The 17,310-nt window shown below is 67.0% G+C and carries 18 protein-coding genes and 1 CRISPR repeat array (1 of these 19 running past the window's edge); of the genes, 10 read left to right on the plus strand and 8 right to left on the minus strand.

Annotation, left to right across the window (positions count from 1 at the left end):
• Positions 1-762 precede the first annotated feature (762 nt).
• The 5 genes from GH2_RS14565 to GH2_RS14585 all read right to left on the minus strand — a co-directional run bounded on the left by GH2_RS14565 (position 763) and on the right by GH2_RS14585 (position 5,072).
• On the minus strand, positions 763-1,074 hold the full coding sequence (locus tag GH2_RS14565) for a 4a-hydroxytetrahydrobiopterin dehydratase (RefSeq protein WP_066169610.1): 312 nt from the start codon (positions 1,072-1,074) through the stop codon (positions 763-765).
• Positions 1,075-1,223: 149 nt separating this feature from the next.
• Positions 1,224-2,135 carry an esterase/lipase family protein gene (locus GH2_RS14570; RefSeq protein ID WP_244885392.1) on the minus strand — a complete coding sequence of 304 codons (912 nt, stop codon included), beginning with the start codon at positions 2,133-2,135 and terminating at the stop codon, positions 1,224-1,226.
• Positions 2,136-2,183: 48 nt separating this feature from the next.
• Positions 2,184-2,729, minus strand: coding sequence for a GNAT family N-acetyltransferase (locus GH2_RS14575; RefSeq protein WP_066169444.1), 546 nt, complete (start codon positions 2,727-2,729; stop codon positions 2,184-2,186).
• Between the two features lie 46 nt (positions 2,730-2,775).
• Entirely contained in the window at positions 2,776-3,543 is a 768-nt protein-coding gene (locus GH2_RS14580) for a crotonase/enoyl-CoA hydratase family protein (RefSeq protein WP_157086103.1), read from the minus strand.
• Positions 3,544-3,554: 11 nt separating this feature from the next.
• The gene (locus GH2_RS14585) at positions 3,555-5,072 is read right to left on the minus strand and encodes a class I adenylate-forming enzyme family protein (RefSeq protein ID WP_084247505.1); all 1,518 of its coding nucleotides are present in this window, start codon (positions 5,070-5,072) and stop codon (positions 3,555-3,557) included.
• Positions 5,073-5,148: 76 nt separating this feature from the next.
• On the opposite strand from GH2_RS14585, the gene GH2_RS14590 reads away from it, so the two are divergent.
• Both GH2_RS14590 and GH2_RS14595 read left to right on the plus strand, forming a co-directional pair.
• Positions 5,149-5,730, plus strand: a complete 582-nt coding sequence (locus tag GH2_RS14590; RefSeq protein ID WP_066169450.1) for a TetR/AcrR family transcriptional regulator — start codon at positions 5,149-5,151, stop codon at positions 5,728-5,730.
• Positions 5,731-5,742: 12 nt separating this feature from the next.
• Positions 5,743-6,951 (plus strand): acetyl-CoA C-acetyltransferase, encoded by a 1,209-nt coding sequence (locus GH2_RS14595; protein ID WP_066169452.1) that lies wholly within the window; start codon positions 5,743-5,745, stop codon positions 6,949-6,951.
• 3 nt (positions 6,952-6,954) lie between these two features.
• Here the strand turns inward: GH2_RS14595 and GH2_RS14600 are convergent, their stop codons facing one another.
• Positions 6,955-7,548 carry a CGNR zinc finger domain-containing protein gene (locus tag GH2_RS14600; RefSeq protein ID WP_066169453.1) on the minus strand — a complete coding sequence of 198 codons (594 nt, stop codon included), beginning with the start codon at positions 7,546-7,548 and terminating at the stop codon, positions 6,955-6,957.
• A gap of 94 nt (positions 7,549-7,642) precedes the next feature.
• Between GH2_RS14600 and GH2_RS14605 the strand changes: the two genes are divergently transcribed.
• The 3 genes from GH2_RS14605 to GH2_RS14615 all read left to right on the plus strand — a co-directional run bounded on the left by GH2_RS14605 (position 7,643) and on the right by GH2_RS14615 (position 10,324).
• Positions 7,643-8,713 (plus strand): LLM class flavin-dependent oxidoreductase, encoded by a 1,071-nt coding sequence (locus GH2_RS14605; RefSeq protein ID WP_244885393.1) that lies wholly within the window; start codon positions 7,643-7,645, stop codon positions 8,711-8,713.
• Between the two features lie 110 nt (positions 8,714-8,823).
• Positions 8,824-9,453: an isochorismatase family protein gene (locus tag GH2_RS14610; RefSeq protein ID WP_066169456.1), complete on the plus strand. Its 630-nt coding sequence runs from the start codon at positions 8,824-8,826 to the stop codon at positions 9,451-9,453.
• Between the two features lie 100 nt (positions 9,454-9,553).
• Positions 9,554-10,324, plus strand: a complete 771-nt coding sequence (locus GH2_RS14615) for a YggS family pyridoxal phosphate-dependent enzyme (protein ID WP_066169458.1) — start codon at positions 9,554-9,556, stop codon at positions 10,322-10,324.
• 28 nt (positions 10,325-10,352) lie between these two features.
• Here GH2_RS14615 and GH2_RS14620 read toward each other — a convergent pair whose 3' ends face one another.
• Positions 10,353-10,934 (minus strand): TetR/AcrR family transcriptional regulator, encoded by a 582-nt coding sequence (locus GH2_RS14620; RefSeq protein WP_066169460.1) that lies wholly within the window; start codon positions 10,932-10,934, stop codon positions 10,353-10,355.
• Positions 10,935-10,993: 59 nt separating this feature from the next.
• On the opposite strand from GH2_RS14620, the gene GH2_RS14625 reads away from it, so the two are divergent.
• The 5 genes from GH2_RS14625 to GH2_RS14645 all read left to right on the plus strand — a co-directional run bounded on the left by GH2_RS14625 (position 10,994) and on the right by GH2_RS14645 (position 14,559).
• Complete coding sequence (locus GH2_RS14625) at positions 10,994-11,425, plus strand: PaaI family thioesterase (RefSeq protein ID WP_066169462.1); 432 nt, start codon at positions 10,994-10,996, stop codon at positions 11,423-11,425.
• On the plus strand, positions 11,422-11,916 hold the full coding sequence (locus tag GH2_RS14630; RefSeq protein ID WP_066169464.1) for a pyridoxamine 5'-phosphate oxidase: 495 nt from the start codon (positions 11,422-11,424) through the stop codon (positions 11,914-11,916). The genes GH2_RS14625 and GH2_RS14630 overlap by 4 nt, the downstream gene beginning before the upstream one ends.
• Before the next feature lie 150 nt (positions 11,917-12,066).
• A complete protein-coding gene (locus tag GH2_RS14635) occupies positions 12,067-12,489 on the plus strand; it encodes a VOC family protein (RefSeq protein ID WP_066169466.1) in 423 nt (140 codons plus the stop codon).
• A 141-nt stretch (positions 12,490-12,630) separates the two neighbouring features.
• Positions 12,631-13,599 carry an acyl-CoA thioesterase gene (locus GH2_RS14640; protein ID WP_066169468.1) on the plus strand — a complete coding sequence of 323 codons (969 nt, stop codon included), beginning with the start codon at positions 12,631-12,633 and terminating at the stop codon, positions 13,597-13,599.
• 195 nt (positions 13,600-13,794) lie between these two features.
• Positions 13,795-14,559, plus strand: a complete 765-nt coding sequence (locus GH2_RS14645; RefSeq protein WP_066169470.1) for a DUF4352 domain-containing protein — start codon at positions 13,795-13,797, stop codon at positions 14,557-14,559.
• Between the two features lie 160 nt (positions 14,560-14,719).
• Here the strand turns inward: GH2_RS14645 and GH2_RS14650 are convergent, their stop codons facing one another.
• On the minus strand, positions 14,720-15,742 hold the full coding sequence (locus tag GH2_RS14650) for an LLM class flavin-dependent oxidoreductase (protein ID WP_066169472.1): 1,023 nt from the start codon (positions 15,740-15,742) through the stop codon (positions 14,720-14,722).
• 489 nt (positions 15,743-16,231) lie between these two features.
• Positions 16,232-17,310: direct repeats of the CRISPR family, unit length 37 nt; unit sequence CCCTCAACGAAGGTTCCGCGACCGAAGTCGCGGAAGG (it continues 5,125 nt past the right edge of the window).

Here is a 17,310-nt window from a genome sequence, read left to right on the forward strand (position 1 = left end):
ACTGCGCATCCAGCAGCCAACGAGGGCGAGTCACTGCGGTCCGCAGCGACGCGCATGTTGCGCGAAGGCGAGCGACTCGAAGCACGCGGTAACCCCGAGGAGGAGGTGTTGGCATTCTTCGATCGGTGGGCCGTACCTGCATGCGCGGCAACGATCAAAGGGTTTGCCGAGGCATTCGGAGGATTCGGCACCACCCCCGACGAACAGTCGAAAGCGACGCGTCTTATCTCAGTCAAGGAGTCGGCGACTCCGGCACCGTTGTCACCGAAACCAGCGGGGACAGCGAAACGCAGAAATGGCGCCGATCGTCTGGGCGCTGGATGCTGACCTGCGAAGGTCTCTTCGATCCTGATGACGACACTTCGACTGCCACTCTGCCCACGCCGACGGCTCAGAAATCGACTGCGGAGTTGCCGACGAGCACGCTCGCGACATCGACGACCGCTACGACCGTACCCCGGCAGCAGGCGCCGCAAGTGTTGTTGACGGTCGAGGCAGACACCTCCTCCGTCCAGATCGCCTACTCGCCCGGCGCCTGGCAGTCGTACACGCTCAGCTATTCAAACGCTGCCGGCAGATACGCAATGTCTTTGAACGCCACCCCACAGACCACGCAGAATTTGTACATCGCCGTACGTGGGTCGACCGGACACCACTGCAGAATCCGAGTGGACGGCGTCGTGATCGTGACCGACGCCGGGCCTGACCAGGCGGTCTGTCGAAGTTGAGGGAACAGGTGGCCTGTACCGACATCGGACCAGGCTACGCGGCCTCGATCTCCTTCTCGGCCGCGATCGCGTCGATTCGCTGGGCGAGCGCGACGTCGTATGACGTCAGCTGACCCGCGCTGTGGGTGGTCAAACGATACGTGACCGTCGGATAGCGCAGGTCGATGTCCGGGTGATGGTTCGCCTCTTCCGCGGCCGCGACGACCGCGGTCACCATGTCGAGGCCGCGCACCATGGTGCCCGGTCGGAACGTCGCGACGAGCGCGCCGTCAACGACGGTCCACGCGCCCGACGTCTGCGCGTCGGCATCACGGTCGGTCAGGGGTTCGGGCTGGTAGTCGCTCATGGCATCGACGCTACGCGCGATCGGGATCCGCGGCGGCCGGATGACCCGCCGATCCCGGATCATGTTCCCCGCTGAGCGCCGGCATTGTCTCTTCCGACAACCGTGACGCCCAGCGGGGAATCTGGTCCGGGCAGACGCCAGGATCGCGGTCAGCCACCGGTCACCGGAGCCACCGGAACGCACGGCACCGGCACGGGGTGTGCCGGGTCGAGCGCGTTCAGTACGAGTGCGGCACTGCGGCGGTTCGAGGTGATCGACAGGTGGTCGGAGTGATCGAGACGGCAGCCGTCTTGCACCACGATGTTGCGCACGCTGGTCCCGGGCGGACCGTCGAGAAGACCGGCGGTGTAGGGCGTGACGATCTCGTCGTCCCGGGTGACGATGTTCGTGTACCGCACGCCCGGCAGGTAGGGCGTCGGGATGCGCACCGCTCGGTTGAAGTTCAGGTCCCGCGGCGGCGTCCGGCAGTCGCGGCACTCCGGCCGGACAGGCGCCGGAATGCCCAGTCGCGAGCGGAAGGCGGCGATCGCCTCGCCGCGCGCATCGTCGTCGTCCGGCCCCTGCTTCCAGTACGGCGCCAGTGACACGTAGTGCGCCACATGACCGCGACCGCCGAGGTATTTCATCCAGTACGTGGGTATCTCCGTGCCGAGCGAATGGCCGACGAGATCGACCTGCTCGACGCCCGTCGCCGCCATGACGCGATCTACGAATCGTTTGACGTCCCAGGCGCTGTCGATCTTCGGTCCCAACCCGCCGAGCGCAGACGCCGGCCACACGGACGACACTGCGCCGTAGGTGGGTGCGAAGACGCAATAGCCCGCGTTCGTCAACACCGGGGCGAGCGTCGCCCAGTTGGTCTGCCGTCCGCCGCCGCTGCCGTGCAGCAGCACCACCGGACGCGGATGCTGCACCGTCGGGACACACGAGAAGTCGTTGGTGCCGGGCAGCGATCCGCCGGGGTCGGCCAGCTCCGCACCGATGCCTGCGAGGAAGTTGTAGACGACCGGGAGTTCAGTCCTCGCCGACGCTGTCGGCGCGACGACCCCCAGCGTGGTCACGGCACAGACGAGAAGCACCGCGATCTCGAGGAGCCGGGCACGCACCCGTCATTCCCCGCCGGGCGCGAGCCAGTCGTCGGCGAAGATCGCCATCCGGGTCGCGTCACGGTACACCCCATCGGCGAAGAACTCCTGCCGCAGCACACCTTCGACGGCGAACCCCGCCTTCTCGTAAACGTGCACCGCCGCGACGTTCGCGGTGTCGACCAGCAACCACACCTTGTGCAGATTCAACGTCCGGAACGCGAAGTCGACGGCACGCCGGGTCGCTGCGCTGGCGTAGCCGCGCCCCTGTTCGCTCGGCGAGATGATGATCTGGAACTCGCAGTTCCGGTGAATCGGATCGATGTACATCAATTCCACCAGTCCCACCCGCCGACCGGCCGTCTCGACGATGAATCGTCGCTCATGGTCGCTGCCGCGCCGCCGGTCGAAGCCGTCGTCGAGATCGGCCATGGTGGCGTGCGCCGGTTCGAACCAGTACCGCATCACCTCCGGGTCGTTGAACAGCGCGTGCACATAGGGCAGGTCGGACCGTTCCAGCGCGCGCAGCATCGGTGCAGCGAAGGTCTCCGGAGATGTGGCAGCGCTCATGAACTCGACCCTACTGCGTGGCCGGGCCGGTCGACAGGCGTCGCCGTCAGATGTCCTCGAACGAGCCGCCGCGCCCCTTCCCGGAGGCGAATCGTCCGGCGCCGCCGACGCCGTCGGCCCGTAAGGAGGTCATGCCGATCGCGAACTCGCGCCGGAGCGCAGTCTCCTCCGTGTCGGACCACTGCGCGCGCGCCGACCGACGGTCGCCGCGCATGCAGGTGTCGGGCATCCGGGCGATGTCGTGCGCCAGCGCCACCGCCGCCTGCCGTGCCGTGCCTGCAGGCACCACCCGGTTCACGAGGCCGAAGCTGAGTGCCTCAGCGGCGTCGACGGCGCGGCCGGTGAGGATGAGATCCATCGCGCGGCTGTGTCCGATCAACCGTGGCAACCTGATGGTTCCGCCGTCGATCAGCGGCACACCCCACCGGCGGCAGAAGACGCCGAGGGTGGCGTCGTCGTCGGCGACGCGGAGGTCGCACCAGATGGCCAGCTCCAGTCCGCCGGCGACAGCGTGCCCGTTGATCGCTGCGATCACCGGCTTGTCGAGATCGAGCCGCGTCGGCCCCATCGGGCCGTCGCCTTCCAGATTCAGCGGATTGCTGCGATCGGTCCCGACGGCTTTGAGGTCGGCGCCGGCGCAGAACGACGGCCCGTCGCCCGCGAGCACCGCCACCTTCGCGTCGGAGGCCTCGAACGCCCGGAAGGCGTCGGCGAGCTCACGCGACATGCCGCCGTCGACCGCATTGTGCCGGTCGGGTCGGGCCATCGTCACGATCGTCACGTCCCCGTCGTGGTCCACTCGGATGTCGCGCAGCGTCATCGCGGTCAGCCCTTCTCCCAGAGAGGCTCGCGCAAGGCGCGGCGCAGAATCTTCCCCACGGCCGATTTCGGGATGGCGTCGACGAAGCGCACCGACTTGGGCGCCTTGTGCGCGGCGATCCGCTCGCGGACATGGGCGATCAACTCCGCCTCGGTAACCTCCACGCCGGGTCTGGTCGCGACGAACGCCGTGACGGCCTCCACCCAGGTCTCGTCCGGAGCTCCGACGACGGCGCATTCGGCGACGGCGGGATGTGACGCCAGTGCGTCCTCCACCTCCCTCGGGTACACGTTGTAGCCGCCGGTGATGATCATGTCGCCGCTGCGGTCCACCAGGTGCAGGTAGCCGCGCTTGTCGAAGCGCGCCAGATCTCGGGTGCGAATCCATCCGGACTCGGTGAAGGTCGTGGCGTTCAGCTCGTCGGCGTCGAAGTAGCCCGCCATCTGGAACGGGGCGCGCAGGGTGATCTCACCGATCTCGCCGTGCGGCACCGCGGCGCCCGTGTCGTCGAGCAGCACCAGGTCCACGTCGCTGGCCGGCATGCCGCACGCTCCCCACAGCGACCGATCCGCGTGTGCGTGCTCGTCGAGCGCGGCGATCACGAGCGGAGCCTCGGTCTGTCCGTAGTACTGGGCGAGGATGGGACCGAACGCGGCGATCGACTTCTCCAGGACCGGCATCGGCATCGGGCTCGCGCCGTAGATCACCTTGCGCAGCGACGACAGATCGGCGTCGTCGAGCACCCCGGCATTGAGCAGCATCGCGAACATGGTCGGCACCAGGTTGATCTCGGTGACGCGGTAGCGGCCGATCGCCTCGGCGAATCCCGCGGGATCGAAACCGGGAAGGATGGCAGCGGCCCCGCCCCGGATCCAGTACGGCAGCACGAACGTCCCGCTGGCGTGGATCAACGACGCCGCGTGCAGCATCACGGAATCCGGCTGCGGATTCAACAGGTTCGCGAGGATGTTGGAGCAGATCGCGCCATACGACGCCTGCGTGTGGATGACCGCCTTCAGTGTTCCCGTGGTGCCGGAGGTGTACAGCATCAGCGTCGGTTCGTCCGGCGCCAGGTCCACCGCGGGTTCGCCGACGACGGTCTCGGCAGGAGCCAGCAGATCGCCGTCCCCGCCGGTCCCCAGTTCGAGGACGGTGAGGTCGGGGAATCGTGCGCCGAGCTCTCGTCCGCGGTCGATGAGCGAGGCGTCGGCCACGACGACGTCCGCGCGCGACCCCTCCACCATCGCCGCATGCTCGTCCAACGACAGGCGCGCATTCAGCGGCACCCTCACCAGTCCCGCCTTGATGGCCGCGAACTCCATCGGCACCGAGTTCACGCCGTTGCTCACCAGGAGCGCGACGTGCGTGCCCTTGGCCACCCCGGCGTCGGTCAATCGGGCCGCGATGAGATTCGCACGGTCGTTGACCTCACGGTAGGTGAGGCTCTCGTCGCCGACGTAGATCGCCGTCCGGTCTGCGTGCGCCAGCGCGCCGCGTCGAATCAAGCTTGCCGCCAGTGCCATCAGAAGCCTCTCCCGCGAGTGTGCCGATTCCTAAAACAGATCATTTGGTCTGTTTTTCGTCTGACAGAATTATCGCGTGACCGTTGAGCCCCGTCAAGAGCGTGCCGTCCGCACGCGCGAGCAGATTCTGACCGGCGCCGTCGAGGTGCTCGTGGAGCACGGCTATGCCGGCATGACGATGCAGCGCGTGCAGACGGCCGCGGGCGTCAGCCGCGGAGCACTCACCCACCACTTCTCGTCGATGTCCCAGATCGCCGTGGCGGCAGTCGATTTCATCGCCGAGAACCAGGCCGAGGAGATGCGCGACGCACTGACCCCGGACGTCCCCATCGCGGAGGCCGTCGAGGTGATTCACGAGATCACCCGCCGCCCGACCTTCGTCGCCGGACTACAACTCTGGATCGCCGCGCGCACCGAGCCGACGCTGCGCGATGCACTGCGGCCCGGCGCCCGCCGACTCTTCCGAGACCTGCGCGACGCACTCGCACCGCTGTCACTCGATCTCGACGACGAACACTTCGCCATCTTCCTCGACGGCCTCCTCAGCCTGCTCCGTGGCCTCGCCATCGGCGCGGTTCTCCGCGACCGCCCCGAACGGGAGAAGCAGATCGTGACGGCCTGGCTCACCGCTTTCACCTCTCGGACGGCTCAACCGTGACAGGCTGACCCCATGCGCGATGTGGTGATCTGCGAACCGGTTCGGACTCCGATCGGCCGCTTCGGCGGCGCACTGAAATCGTTGTCGGCGGCACAGTTGGGCGAGGCGGCGCTGCGCGGACTCATCGACCGCACCGGTGTCGCGCCGGAGGCGATCGACGATGTGATCCTCGGTCACTGCTACCCCAGCAGCGAGGCTCCCGCGATCGGACGCGTCGTCGCTCTCGACGCCGGCCTGCCGATCACCGTGCCCGGTGCGCAGGTGGATCGTCGGTGCGGTTCCGGCCTGTACTCGGTGATCGTCGCGGGCATGCAGGTGGCGACCGGCGCCGACGACGTGGTCGTCGCGGGTGGTGCCGAGTCGATGAGCAACGTGCCCTTCTACTCCGCAGACATGCGACGCGGAGTCCACGGCCCCGGCGTGATGCTGCACGACGGCCTGGCCCGCGGCCGCATCACGGCCGGCGGACGTGACCACCCGGTTCCCGGCGGCATGCTCGAGACCGCGGAGAACCTGCGTCGCGAGTACGGCATCACACGCGCAGAACAGGACGAGCTCGCCGCAGAATCACAGCGTCGTGCCGTCGCCGCCCAGGAGTCCGGGGTGCTCGCCGAGGAGATCGTGCCGGTGGTCGTGACGTCGGCGACCGGCGAGACCACGGTCGCCGTCGACGAACACCCACGTCCGGGCACCACCGCGTCGTCCCTCGCCAGGCTTCGGCCCGTGCTGGCGTCGTCGGACCCCGACGCCACGGTCACCGCGGGCAACGCGAGCGGTCAGAACGACGCGGCCGCAGCGTGTCTGGTGACCCACCCGGACCGCGCAGAGCAGCTCGGTCTGCGGCCGATGGCACGCCTGGTGTCGTGGGCGGTCGCGGGCGTCGAACCCGCCCGCATGGGGATCGGACCCGTTCCCGCCACGGCGGCCGCGCTCACGCGCGCGGGCCTGTCGCTGGCCGACATGGACGTGATCGAGCTGAACGAGGCGTTCGCCGCCCAGGTCCTCGCGTGCACTCGCGAATGGGGTTTCAGCACAGACGATTTCGACCGGATCAATGTCCACGGTTCCGGCATCTCGCTCGGCCACCCCGTCGGCGCCACGGGAACTCGAATGCTGGGCGCGTTGGCCCGCGAGCTCGTTCGCCGCGACGCGCTGTACGGCCTCGCGACCATGTGCATCGGCGGCGGCCAGGGACTGGCGGCCATCATCCAGCGGGTGTGAGCGTCAGCGACGCACGGCCGCCGCCTCCCGCTTGCGCGCGAACGCACGGGCAGCACGGACACGATCGCCGCACCGGGTGGAGCACCACTGCCGACGACCATGAGTCCGCAGGTAGAAGCGAGTGCACGGTTCGGCGCCGCACTGAGCCAGCAGAGCGACGTCGTCGCCGGCGAGCAGCGTGGCCGCATCGTCGGCGACCACTGACATGGCGTGCTCGACGAGTTGAGTGACCGGATGCTCGGCCGATCGGGCGAACCCGCCCCCGGCCTTCGTCCGGAGCAGGGACACGTGCGGAGCCGCGACCAGAGCGGCGTTGACACGGTCGAGCACGCGCGGGTCGAGCGGCTCGCCCGTCACCGCTGAGACGAACGCCGCCTGCAGGTCGTTCCGCAGACCGATCAGGCGGTTCTGACAGTACGACTGCAGTTCCGAACCCGTCGCCACCAGACCCCGGTCGATCAACCACGCGGTGGTGGACTCGGGGGTGTCGAGAGCATCGACACTGCGCCCGCCGGGCAGGTGAACAACGCTGTTGACCAGGTCGATGCTCACGTGCTCGGCGGCGCCGGGACTGGGCGGGAGCGGCATCTCGATCATGTATCTCATGGTAACAGTTGCAATTTATCGTGAGTAATCGCTAGGCTTCAATCACGTTAAAGATCGCGATATTCCATGAGATGAGAGTGTCCTCGTGCCCACTGCCCCCTTGTTCGGCTCTGCCCCGTTCTCGCTGTCCGTGCATACCGGGGGCGGTCCCGGGATCGGCCGCACCGCCCAGGACGGGTTGGCGGAGACCATCCGCGTCGCACATGCTGCGGACCGTCGTGGCTATCACCGGTTCTGGATGTCGGAGCATCACGCCATGCCGGGACTGTCGGTCGCCTCACCGCCGCTGATGATGGCGCGACTCACCGCGGAGACCGAGCGGATCCGTCTCGGGGCGGGCGGGGTGATGCTGCCCAACCATGTGCCGCTCGTGATCGCCGAGCAGTTCGGGATGCTCGAGGCCCTTGCGCCGGGGCGCATCGATCTCGGGCTCGGGCGTGCCCCGGGCACCGACCCGGCCACCGCGGCGGCACTGCGTCACGGAGCCGGCGTCAACGACGGATTCCCTCATCAGGTGACCGAGCTGCTGAACTTCCTCGGCGACGACTTCCCGGCCGGCCACCCGTACCGCGACGTGCACGCGGTGCCCGGACCGTGGCAGGCGACGGAGAACCGAGCACCCGGATCGGACACCGGACCCGAGGTATGGATCCTCGGATCGTCTCCGTACTCCGCCCACTTGGCAGCACACCTTGGCCGTCCCTACGCGTTCGCGCTGCAGTTCGGCGACGCCAACATCGACACCGCGTTGCACATCTACCGGACCGAGTTCACGCCGTCTGAGATTCTGGACCGCCCGTACTCGTTGGTCAGCGTTCCGGCCGTGGTCGACGAGCACGCCGACGTCGCCCGTCGGGAGGCGTCCACGATGGCGATGGCCATGCTCCGCATGTTCAAACGCGAGTCGTTCATCATGCCGTCTCCCGATGAGGTCGCGAGCTACCCGGCGACCGCGAACGAGCAGGCGATCCTCGACCTGTACACCGCGCGTTCCTATGCGGGCACCGCGGAGACGGTGGCGGCGCGACTCGAACGACTCCACGCATCCACCGGCGTCGACGAGGTCATGCTCGTGCTCGGCAGCCACACCAGCGGGGCGGCAGAGCGCACCGTCGACCTGCTCGCCGACCACTACGGAATGCCCGCCCACCCCTGAGAACCCACCCCACCGAGTAACCGCCAGATGAGAACCCTCATGCGGAGTCAGCCGCATGAAGAGACTGCCGCATGAGGAGACAGCCTCATGCGGAAACAAAGGAGAATCACATGTCCGCACCACGCCGCGCGCTCGTCATCATCGACGCTCAGCAGGAGTACTTCGAGGGCCTGCTGCCCATCCAGTACCCCGACCGCGACCAGTCCGTCGCTCAGATCGCCACCGCCATGGACGCCGCCGCGCAGGCGAACGTTCCCGTGGTCGTCGTGCAGCACCAGACCGCGGAAGGCGCCCCGATCTTCGCCCCCGGATCGGCGACGTTCCCGCTGCACCCGGATCTCGAGAAGCGCTCAGCGCAGGTGTCGCACCAGTTCACGAAGACGTTCGCCAGCGTCTTCGCAGGCACCGACCTCGAACAGTGGCTGCGCGAGCGGGAGATCGACACCCTCACCCTCGTCGGCTACATGACCAACAACTGCGTCCTCGGATCCGCGGCCGCCGCCGAACCGTTGGGCTTCACCGTCGAGGTCCTCTCGGACGCCACCGGCGCCATCGATCTCGCCAACGCGGCCGGGTCCGCACCGGCGAAGCAGGTCCACGAGACCATCATGACCCTGCTGAACTCGAACTGGGCCGCGGTCGCCGCCACGGAGACCTGGATCAGCGCAGTGCAGTCCGGGTCCGCGCTGCCGGGCGACAACCTGATCGAGTCGGCGGCCCGAGGGCGCAACGCCGAGTAGGGCCCGTGGGACTGGAACCGGCGGAGTCGTCGGTTCCAGTCCAGCTCAGGCGAGATCGGTCGTCGCCGAACCGATTTGCGCCGCTGGGGATACTGGAGACATGACCGATGCAGACTCCGCGAACACGGGCCAGTACACCACCGCCGTCGAGGTCGAGGACTTCCGTCGGAACCTTGCCGCGGTGCAGGCCAAGATCGACGCCGCCGCACACCGCGCAGGGCGAGACCCCGGCGACGTCCGACTGCTGCCGGTCAGCAAGACGGTTCCCGAAGAGCGCATCGTCAACGCCGTCACCGCGGGCTGCCGCGAGCTGGGTGAGAACAAGGTGCAGGAAGCCAAACGCAAGCACGGCAATCTCGCCGATCTGGATGTCTCCTGGTCGGTGATCGGTCACCTGCAGACCAACAAGGCCAAAGACGTCGCCGCCTTCGCGGGCGAGTTCCAAGCTCTCGACAGTCTCCGCGTCGCCGAAGCCCTCGATCGCCGGCTGCAGGCGGTCGGCCGCGAACTGGACGTGTATGTGCAGGTCAACACCTCGGACGAGGAGAGCAAGTACGGACTCGATCCCGACGAGCTGCCCGCCCTGCTGAAGCAGTTGCCGAACTTCTCGTCGTTGCGCGTCCGCGGGCTGATGACGCTGGCCCTGTTCTCCGACGACGTGGACCGCGTCCGCCCCTGCTTCCGACTGCTCCGCGAACTGCGCGACCGCGTCCGCGAGGAGAACCCCGACCTGATCGGCGACGGCGGACTCTCGATGGGGATGTCGGGCGACTACGAACTCGCGATCGAAGAGGGCTCCACCTGCGTGCGGGTCGGACAGGCCATCTTCGGCGCCCGGGCCACCCCGGACAGCATGTACTGGCCCAGCTGATCGGCACCGACCGACGACCGACCGATCGTCATGACGTCGGTGACGGTCGGCTGAGGATCACCGTGGCGAGACGGCGAACCAGCTCGACGTCCCTGTCTGTCGGCGCGCGCCCGGCCTGGAGATGACGCCGCACCACGGCCAGCGGTAGTTCGATCAGCGCGAAGGCGATCTCGTCCGGCGTCGCGAGGGACTGCTCCGCCAGCGTCGCGACGAAGCCGCGCAGCTGCGCGTGACCGGCGTGAACGTCGGCCTCCTGCGCGGGCCACTCGTCGGGACCGAAGGTGCGCGGCCCCGCCTGCAACACCTGTGCCTGCGCAGGATTGTCGCGGCACCATTGCACGATCCACGCCGCCGCGTCGATCGCCTCCTCGATGCCGGGTTCGTCGCCCAGCTGCTGCGTGTAGTGATCTCGGAATCGCTGCGCCGTCCGCAGCCACACCGCCTGCAGCAGACTCTCGCGGTCCGGGAAGCGGTAATAAACAGAGCCGTTCGCCGCCCCGAGCCTGCCTGCCACCGCTGCCAGTGTCACGGCACGGACGCCGTCGTCGGCGAAGATCGCGACAGCGGCGTCCAGGAAATCATCGATCGTGTGCTTGGCGGGCCTTCCCATATTTGTAGAGTACATGCTCTAATAGATTGTAGAGCTACCACTCCACTAAGGAAGTCGACATGTCCGCTTCGACAGAGCCCCTCTCGGTCGCCCGGTCCGTTCTCGCAGCGCAGCCCTTCAACCAGCTCGTCGGTGCCACCATCGAGCGGTTCCACGCCGGCGAGGCGATCATCGAACTCGAGATCGCCGATCACCACCGGCAGCAGTACGGCGTCGTCCACGGCGGCGTCTACGCCTACCTGGTCGACAACGCCTTGACGTTCGCCTGCGGCACCGTCCTCGGCACCAGCATCATCACCAGTGGCCTGACCGTCACCTATCTCGCCGCGGCGCGGGAGGGCACCTTGCGCGCCACCGCCACGGTCACCGCGCACGACGGTCGCCACGCCGTGGCGACCGTCGTCATCGAATGTCTCGGGGCCGACGGCGCCGCCCGAACTTGTGCGGTCGGCCAGGGCTCGGCGACGCGAACGCGCGGCGAGACGTCATGATCACCGACCGGCAGTGGTCGGAGGCCAGACGAATCACCCGTCGAGCGATCCGCAGTTCTCTGCACTGCAGCATTGCGAGCCGCAACCCAGGCGGATCGGCGCACGTCACGCCGATCGGTTCCGTCCTGCTCGGCTCCCATGGAACGGGCATCTACTTCGACGTCTTCAACACCCGACTCGCACACAACGTCGACCTGCGGCCCGAAGTGGAGATCCTCGCTGTCGACAGCAGTCGCACACTGTGGCTTCCCGGGCTGCTCCGCGGCGCGTTCGCACGACAGCCCGCGGTCCGGTTGATCGGCACCGTCGGCGAGCAACGCGCCAGCACGGCGGAGGAGATCGCGCGATTCCACCGGATCGTCGGCCCGCTGTTGCGCACGCGCGGCGGGGCCCTGCTGTGGCGATCGCTGCCGCGGGTCCGCGACATCGAGATCCACCGGGTGGAGCGGATCACGTTGGGCGCGATGACCGCCGCGTCGCGTTCGCGCTAATCGACAACAGCGCGCGAGCACCACCGAGATTTCGGCGCCGACCCATCCGCAAAGACCCCTGCCAGCGTCCGATTCCCTTGGTACTCTCGCGGCACGGATTCACCTCCCGCGACAACATGTGACCGCGACACTCAACGACAAGGACACCTGATGGCTTCGCATTCCTTCAGTCCGTACGTCAGCTTCCCCGGTAACGCCGCCGAGGCTTTCACCTTCTATCACGAGGTCTTCGGCGGCTCGCTGGACCTGCAGAAGTACGGCGACACCGACACCACCGGTTTTCCCTTCACTCCGCCGCCCGACGCGGTGGCCCACGCACAACTGAGCGGCGGTCTGATCACTCTCGCCGGCGGCGACGGCTTCGGTGACGACCAGCACCTGACCTCCGACGTCTACTCGTTCCTGATCGGACTCGAGTCGGTCGCCGAAGCCGAATCGCTCATCGCGGTCCTGACCGGACGTGGATCTGAGATCGCGATGCCGTTCGCTCTCGCACCGTGGGGTGATCACTATGGTCAGGTCCGCGACCCGTTCGGCGTGCTCTGGGCGCTGGTGGTGTCGACGGAGGAGTGACGCGGTTCGTCGCGTTCATCGACGTCGACCACATGGCGACGGTGTTGCGCCTGCGTCAACGACTCCTCACCGCCCTCCCCCGACCGACGGTGAGGTCGGGCGCCGGTCCATGATTGCCACACCCAGCTCGAGGAGAGACACATGACGACAACCGACCGACAGATCACCCTCCGCTTCATGGCGGCGCCCACGGACGTCTCGTCACTCGGCGGAGGCGTCCGCGGCGGACGCATCCTGGAATGGATCGACAAGGCCGCCTACGCCTGTGCGGCAGCATGGTCGGGCGGCTACAGCGTGACCGCGTACGTCGGAAACATCAGTTTCGGTCGCGACATCGATTCCGGCGACATCGTCGAGGTCACCGCAGACCTGGTCCACACCGGCCGGTCGAGCATGCACATCGAGTGCCGCGTCGCCTCCGCCGATCCTCGGCTCGGCGACTTCACCGAGGCCAGCCGCTGCATCCTCGTCTTCGTCGCGGTCGACGACGACGGGAAGCCGACCCCCGTCCGCCAGTGGTCGCCGACCAGCGTCGACGACGTCGCGCGGTCGCAGTACGCAGTGCAGCGCAGCCAGGTCCGCGACCAGATCACCGCAGCGATGGCGGGAGCCGACTACGCCGCGCCCTCGGCGGCGCCGGAGGCCGCGACGCGTTTTCTCGCCGCCCCGACCGACGTCAACTGGGGAGGCAACACGCACGGCGGCCGAGTGATGGGCTGGATCGACGACGCCGCGTACCTCGTCGGAACGCAGTGGTGCCGCGGCGAGGTCGTGACGGTGTACATGGGCGGCGTGCGGTTCTACGCCCCCATTCGCATCGGCCAGGTGGTCGAGATCTCCGCGCGTCTGATCCACACCGGACGCCAGACCATGCACGTTTCGGTGCACGTCTATGCGCATTGGCCGAGAGAGGGCCGGGAGACGCGCAGGCTCGCGGCACACAGTCTGACCGTGCTCGCCGCGCTCGACGAGAACGGCGACGCCGTCACCACCCGAGCATGGGAACCGCACCTCGACGGCGACGTCGCCCTCGACGCCCACGCGCGCGAACTCATCGCGATCCGCGGCCAGCGTCGCCCGGCCCGGGAGCATCGGATGGTCGAGATCTGAGCTCGCCGAGGGGTGATCAGAGAAGAACGCACAGGCGATCGGCGACACCGGTGCCACGGAGATCGAGTTCGTACGGTCTGTCACACGAACAGATCAATTAGGTCATTTATCGTTAACACCCCAATCGTCTAATCCGATACCTGACGTGGATGCCACCGCATCCAATGCCATCAGTATCAGGAGCACTCTCTCAGAATGACCAACCCGCCTCCCGTGCCGCCACATGACCCCAACCAGAATCCTGGACAGGGTTACCCGGACCAGCCCGTTGCGAATGGTTCGTACCCGGCCCCCGGTTACGGCTACCAAGGACCGCCTGCCGCAAACGTTCCCTACCAGGTGTCCGGACAGGGCTACCAGCCTGCGATGCCACCCGCCAAGAAGCGGAAGAAGTGGCCGTTCGTTGTTGGTGCGATCGTCCTCCTCATTGTTCTCGGCGCTGCGTTGAGCGGAAATGACGAGGATTCGTCGAGTGAGTCCGCAAACAGCGGTACGAACACCAGCACGAGCGACAGCACGGCGACTCCCGCTACCGGTGACTCCAAAGACGCGGCCACGGCCCCCGGACTCAACACCGCGGTCCGCGACGGAAAGTTCGAGTTCACGGTGACGGATGTTGCGACGGGACTGTCGTCCGTCGGCGACAACCCGTATCTCAAGCAAGAGGCCCAAGGTCAATTCGTCGTCGTCACGATCGAGGTCGAGAACATCGGCGACAAGCCCCAGTCCTTCTCGCCGTCAGCGCAGAAGCTCGTCGACAACAAGGACCGCACGTTCGAGTCCGACACGACCGCTCAGATTGCTCTCGGCGGTTCGGACATCCCGGTCTGGGACAACATCAATCCTGGAAACTCGGTCAATGTGAAGCTCGTGTTCGACATGCCGAAGAACGCAACTCCCGCCTCGATCGAGTTGCATGACTCACTATTCTCCAACGGCGCCAAGGTTTCACTGAAGTAGGACGATGGCGACCTGGACGGTTGCCGGCATGACCACAGCCGATCAGGTCGGCGCCTTCCACGCTGCCGAGATCTGCCCTCTCAGCAACCTCCACTGGCAATCTTCCAGCGGAGGGCGCTGTCCGGGCAGATCTTGGCAGTAAACGAGCGGCACCGCCGCCTCAGCGCCACCCCAGCGCCGGTGCCACGTGCGTCAGCAGCGACTCGATGACATGTGCGTTGTAGTCGACACCTAGCTGGTTGCGCACGGTGAGCAGAAGCGTGTCTGCTGCGGCGATCGCCTCGTCCTCGCGCAACTGCTCGATGAGGTCGTCCGGCTCGGCGGCGTAGGTTCGGCCGAAACGGGCCGTGGCCCCGTCGATCACGCCCACTTGGTCCTTGCACGCCTGTCCGCGGAGGCCGAAGTACCGGTTGTCCTCCTCGGTGACGATCGGGAAAATGCTGCGGCTCACTGACACTCGCGGTTCCCGCTCGAATCCCTGAGCGTTCCACTCGGTGCGAAACCGGTCGATCTGCTCAGCTTGCAGCTGGTGGAACGGAATCCCGGTGTCCTCGGTGAGCAGGGTCGAACTCATTAGATTCAAGCCTTGGCGCGCGGTCCACTCCGCAGTGGCACGCGACCCGGCGCCCCACCAGATTCGCTCGCCCAGTCCCGGCGACTGCGGTTCGATCGGCAGCAGTCCGCCCGGGTTCGCGAACATCGGGTTGGGGTTCGGCTGAGCGAAACCCTCACCGTCGATGACCTTCAAGAACACGCCGGCGTGCTGACGCGCCATATCGGCGTCGGACTGACCGTCGCCGGGCACGTAGCCGAAGTACTTGTAGCCGTCGATCACCTGCTCGGGCGATCCTCGCGAGATTCCCAATTGCAGCCGACCTCCCGCAATCAAGTCGGCGGCACCGGCCTGCTCAGCGAGCGCGAGCGGATTCTCGTAACGCATATCGATGACTCCGGTACCGATCTCGATGCGGCTGGTCCGCGCGCCGATCGCAGCGAGCAGAGGGAATGGAGTGCCGAGCTGCCGTGCGAAGTGGTGAACGCGGAAGTACGCGCCGTCGGCGCCGAGCTCCTCGGCAGCGACGGCGAGGTCGATCGACTGCAGGAGGGCGTCCGCGCCCGAGCGGACGAGCGAGCCGGGAACGTCGGACCAGTGTCCGAACGAGAGGAAACCGATGTTCTTCACGGTCGTTACAGCGCGTGACGGTGCCCTGCTATTCCTCAGCGAGCTCGTGCCCTTCTCGGCAGCAAGTTACCGGAGCCGCTGGACGATCTGCACGCTCACCCCAGTGCGCCGACCGTGGTCGCATCTACGCTTCCCGCGCCCCGATCAGCGCATCCGAAATGACGCCGGTCGCCCGCCCCAACGCCACGACCGCGCGTTCCAACACGTCGTCAGTCATGCGTGAGGTAGGCACCTTCTCGACTTCGGCGAACGCGCCGGACAACGACGTGACGCCGTGTTCGGTGGTCGAGGGAAACCCGGCCTGCGAAACGCAGTTTCACGATCCGAGGGTCGTCGAGGTCCGACAGCTCGGCCTTACCCAGACCGGAATTGTGCAGGTTGACTCTCCTGCCGACTTTGTTGTTGGTCCGCATGGCGTGCGGCGACGGGACCTGCGCTGTGTGGGCGGAAGGTGCCGTAAGAGTCAGTCGTCGTGTAGGAGATTCCAGCGTCTCAACGAAGGTTCCGCCACCGAAGCCGCGGAAGGTCGTGCCCGCAGTATGACCACCACCAGGGCCGCCGTTGCCTCAACGAAGGTTCCGCGACCGAAGTCGCGGAAGGGCCCGACATGGATGCCATCAACCGATGGCTCATCGACCAGCCTCAACGAAGGTTCCGCGACCGAAGTCGCGGAAGGTCTCGCCGGTGCCGTTGCTTAGTTCCGTCTGTCCCTCGCCTCAACGAAGGTTCCGCGACCGAAGTCGCGGAAGGTGCATCGGGCGAGTCTGGCGCGACGGTCGGCGAGACCGGCCTCAACGAAGGTTCCGCGACCGAAGTCGCGGAAGGTTGCTGCTCGCTCAAACTTGTTCATGTCAAATCCTTTCGCCTCAACGAAGGTTCCGCGACCGAAGTCGCGGAAGGTTTGGCCGATGCCTTCGAGGATGCTGCCGGTCGCCCCTCAACGAAGGTTCCGCGACCGAAGTCGCGGAAGGCAGTCCGAATCTCGATGTGTACGCGGCCCGATTGACCAGCCCTCAACGAAGGTTCCGCGACCGAAGTCGCGGAAGGCTCCGGCTTTACCGACGAAACCCCGATGAACGCCGCCATCCCTCAACGAAGGTTCCGCGACCGAAGTCGCGGAAGGCCGACACCGCAGAGCCTCCTGAAAGGAACTCCATGTTCCCTCAACGAAGGTTCCGCGACCGAAGTCGCGGAAGGTCCGCTTGCCGAGGCTCGGATGATGGACGTGATCGCCCGCCCCTCAACGAAGGTTCCGCGACCGAAGTCGCGGAAGGCTTGGCGGCGTCGACGACGTTCTCGACGATCACCGCACGCCCTCAACGAAGGTTCCGCGACCGAAGTCGCGGAAGGCTCGAGAGACGCCACCCCGCGTTCTTCCATTTCCACCCTCAACGAAGGTTCCGCGACCGAAGTCGCGGAAGGCGCATGCTGCGCAGCTCGTGCTCGGCCATGCGGTTGCGCCCTCAACGAAGGTTCCGCGACCGAAGTCGCGGAAGGGCAAAGTCCCGGTCACAGTCCACCGAGACTGATCACCCTCAACGAAGGTTCCGCGACCGAAGTCGCGGAAG

It is taken from the genome of Gordonia hydrophobica NBRC 16057, assembly GCF_001592365.1.
In the GTDB taxonomy this organism is placed as follows: domain Bacteria; phylum Actinomycetota; class Actinomycetes; order Mycobacteriales; family Mycobacteriaceae; genus Gordonia; species Gordonia hydrophobica.

Coding starts and splice junctions, on each gene's coding strand:
- GH2_RS14610 (WP_066169456.1), top strand. CDS start 8,824: ATGTCCGCACCACGCCGCGCGCTCGTCATCATCGACGCTCAGCAGGAG.
- GH2_RS14645 (WP_066169470.1), top strand. CDS start 13,795: ATGACCAACCCGCCTCCCGTGCCGCCACATGACCCCAACCAGAATCCT.
- GH2_RS14630 (WP_066169464.1), top strand. CDS start 11,422: ATGATCACCGACCGGCAGTGGTCGGAGGCCAGACGAATCACCCGTCGA.
- GH2_RS14625 (WP_066169462.1), top strand. CDS start 10,994: ATGTCCGCTTCGACAGAGCCCCTCTCGGTCGCCCGGTCCGTTCTCGCA.
- GH2_RS14620 (WP_066169460.1), bottom strand. CDS start 10,934: ATGGGAAGGCCCGCCAAGCACACGATCGATGATTTCCTGGACGCCGCT.
- GH2_RS14600 (WP_066169453.1), bottom strand. CDS start 7,548: ATGATCGAGATGCCGCTCCCGCCCAGTCCCGGCGCCGCCGAGCACGTG.
- GH2_RS14640 (WP_066169468.1), top strand. CDS start 12,631: ATGACGACAACCGACCGACAGATCACCCTCCGCTTCATGGCGGCGCCC.
- GH2_RS14615 (WP_066169458.1), top strand. CDS start 9,554: ATGACCGATGCAGACTCCGCGAACACGGGCCAGTACACCACCGCCGTC.
- GH2_RS14595 (WP_066169452.1), top strand. CDS start 5,743: ATGCGCGATGTGGTGATCTGCGAACCGGTTCGGACTCCGATCGGCCGC.
- GH2_RS14565 (WP_066169610.1), bottom strand. CDS start 1,074: ATGAGCGACTACCAGCCCGAACCCCTGACCGACCGTGATGCCGACGCG.
- GH2_RS14635 (WP_066169466.1), top strand. CDS start 12,067: ATGGCTTCGCATTCCTTCAGTCCGTACGTCAGCTTCCCCGGTAACGCC.
- GH2_RS14575 (WP_066169444.1), bottom strand. CDS start 2,729: ATGAGCGCTGCCACATCTCCGGAGACCTTCGCTGCACCGATGCTGCGC.
- GH2_RS14585 (WP_084247505.1), bottom strand. CDS start 5,072: ATGGCACTGGCGGCAAGCTTGATTCGACGCGGCGCGCTGGCGCACGCA.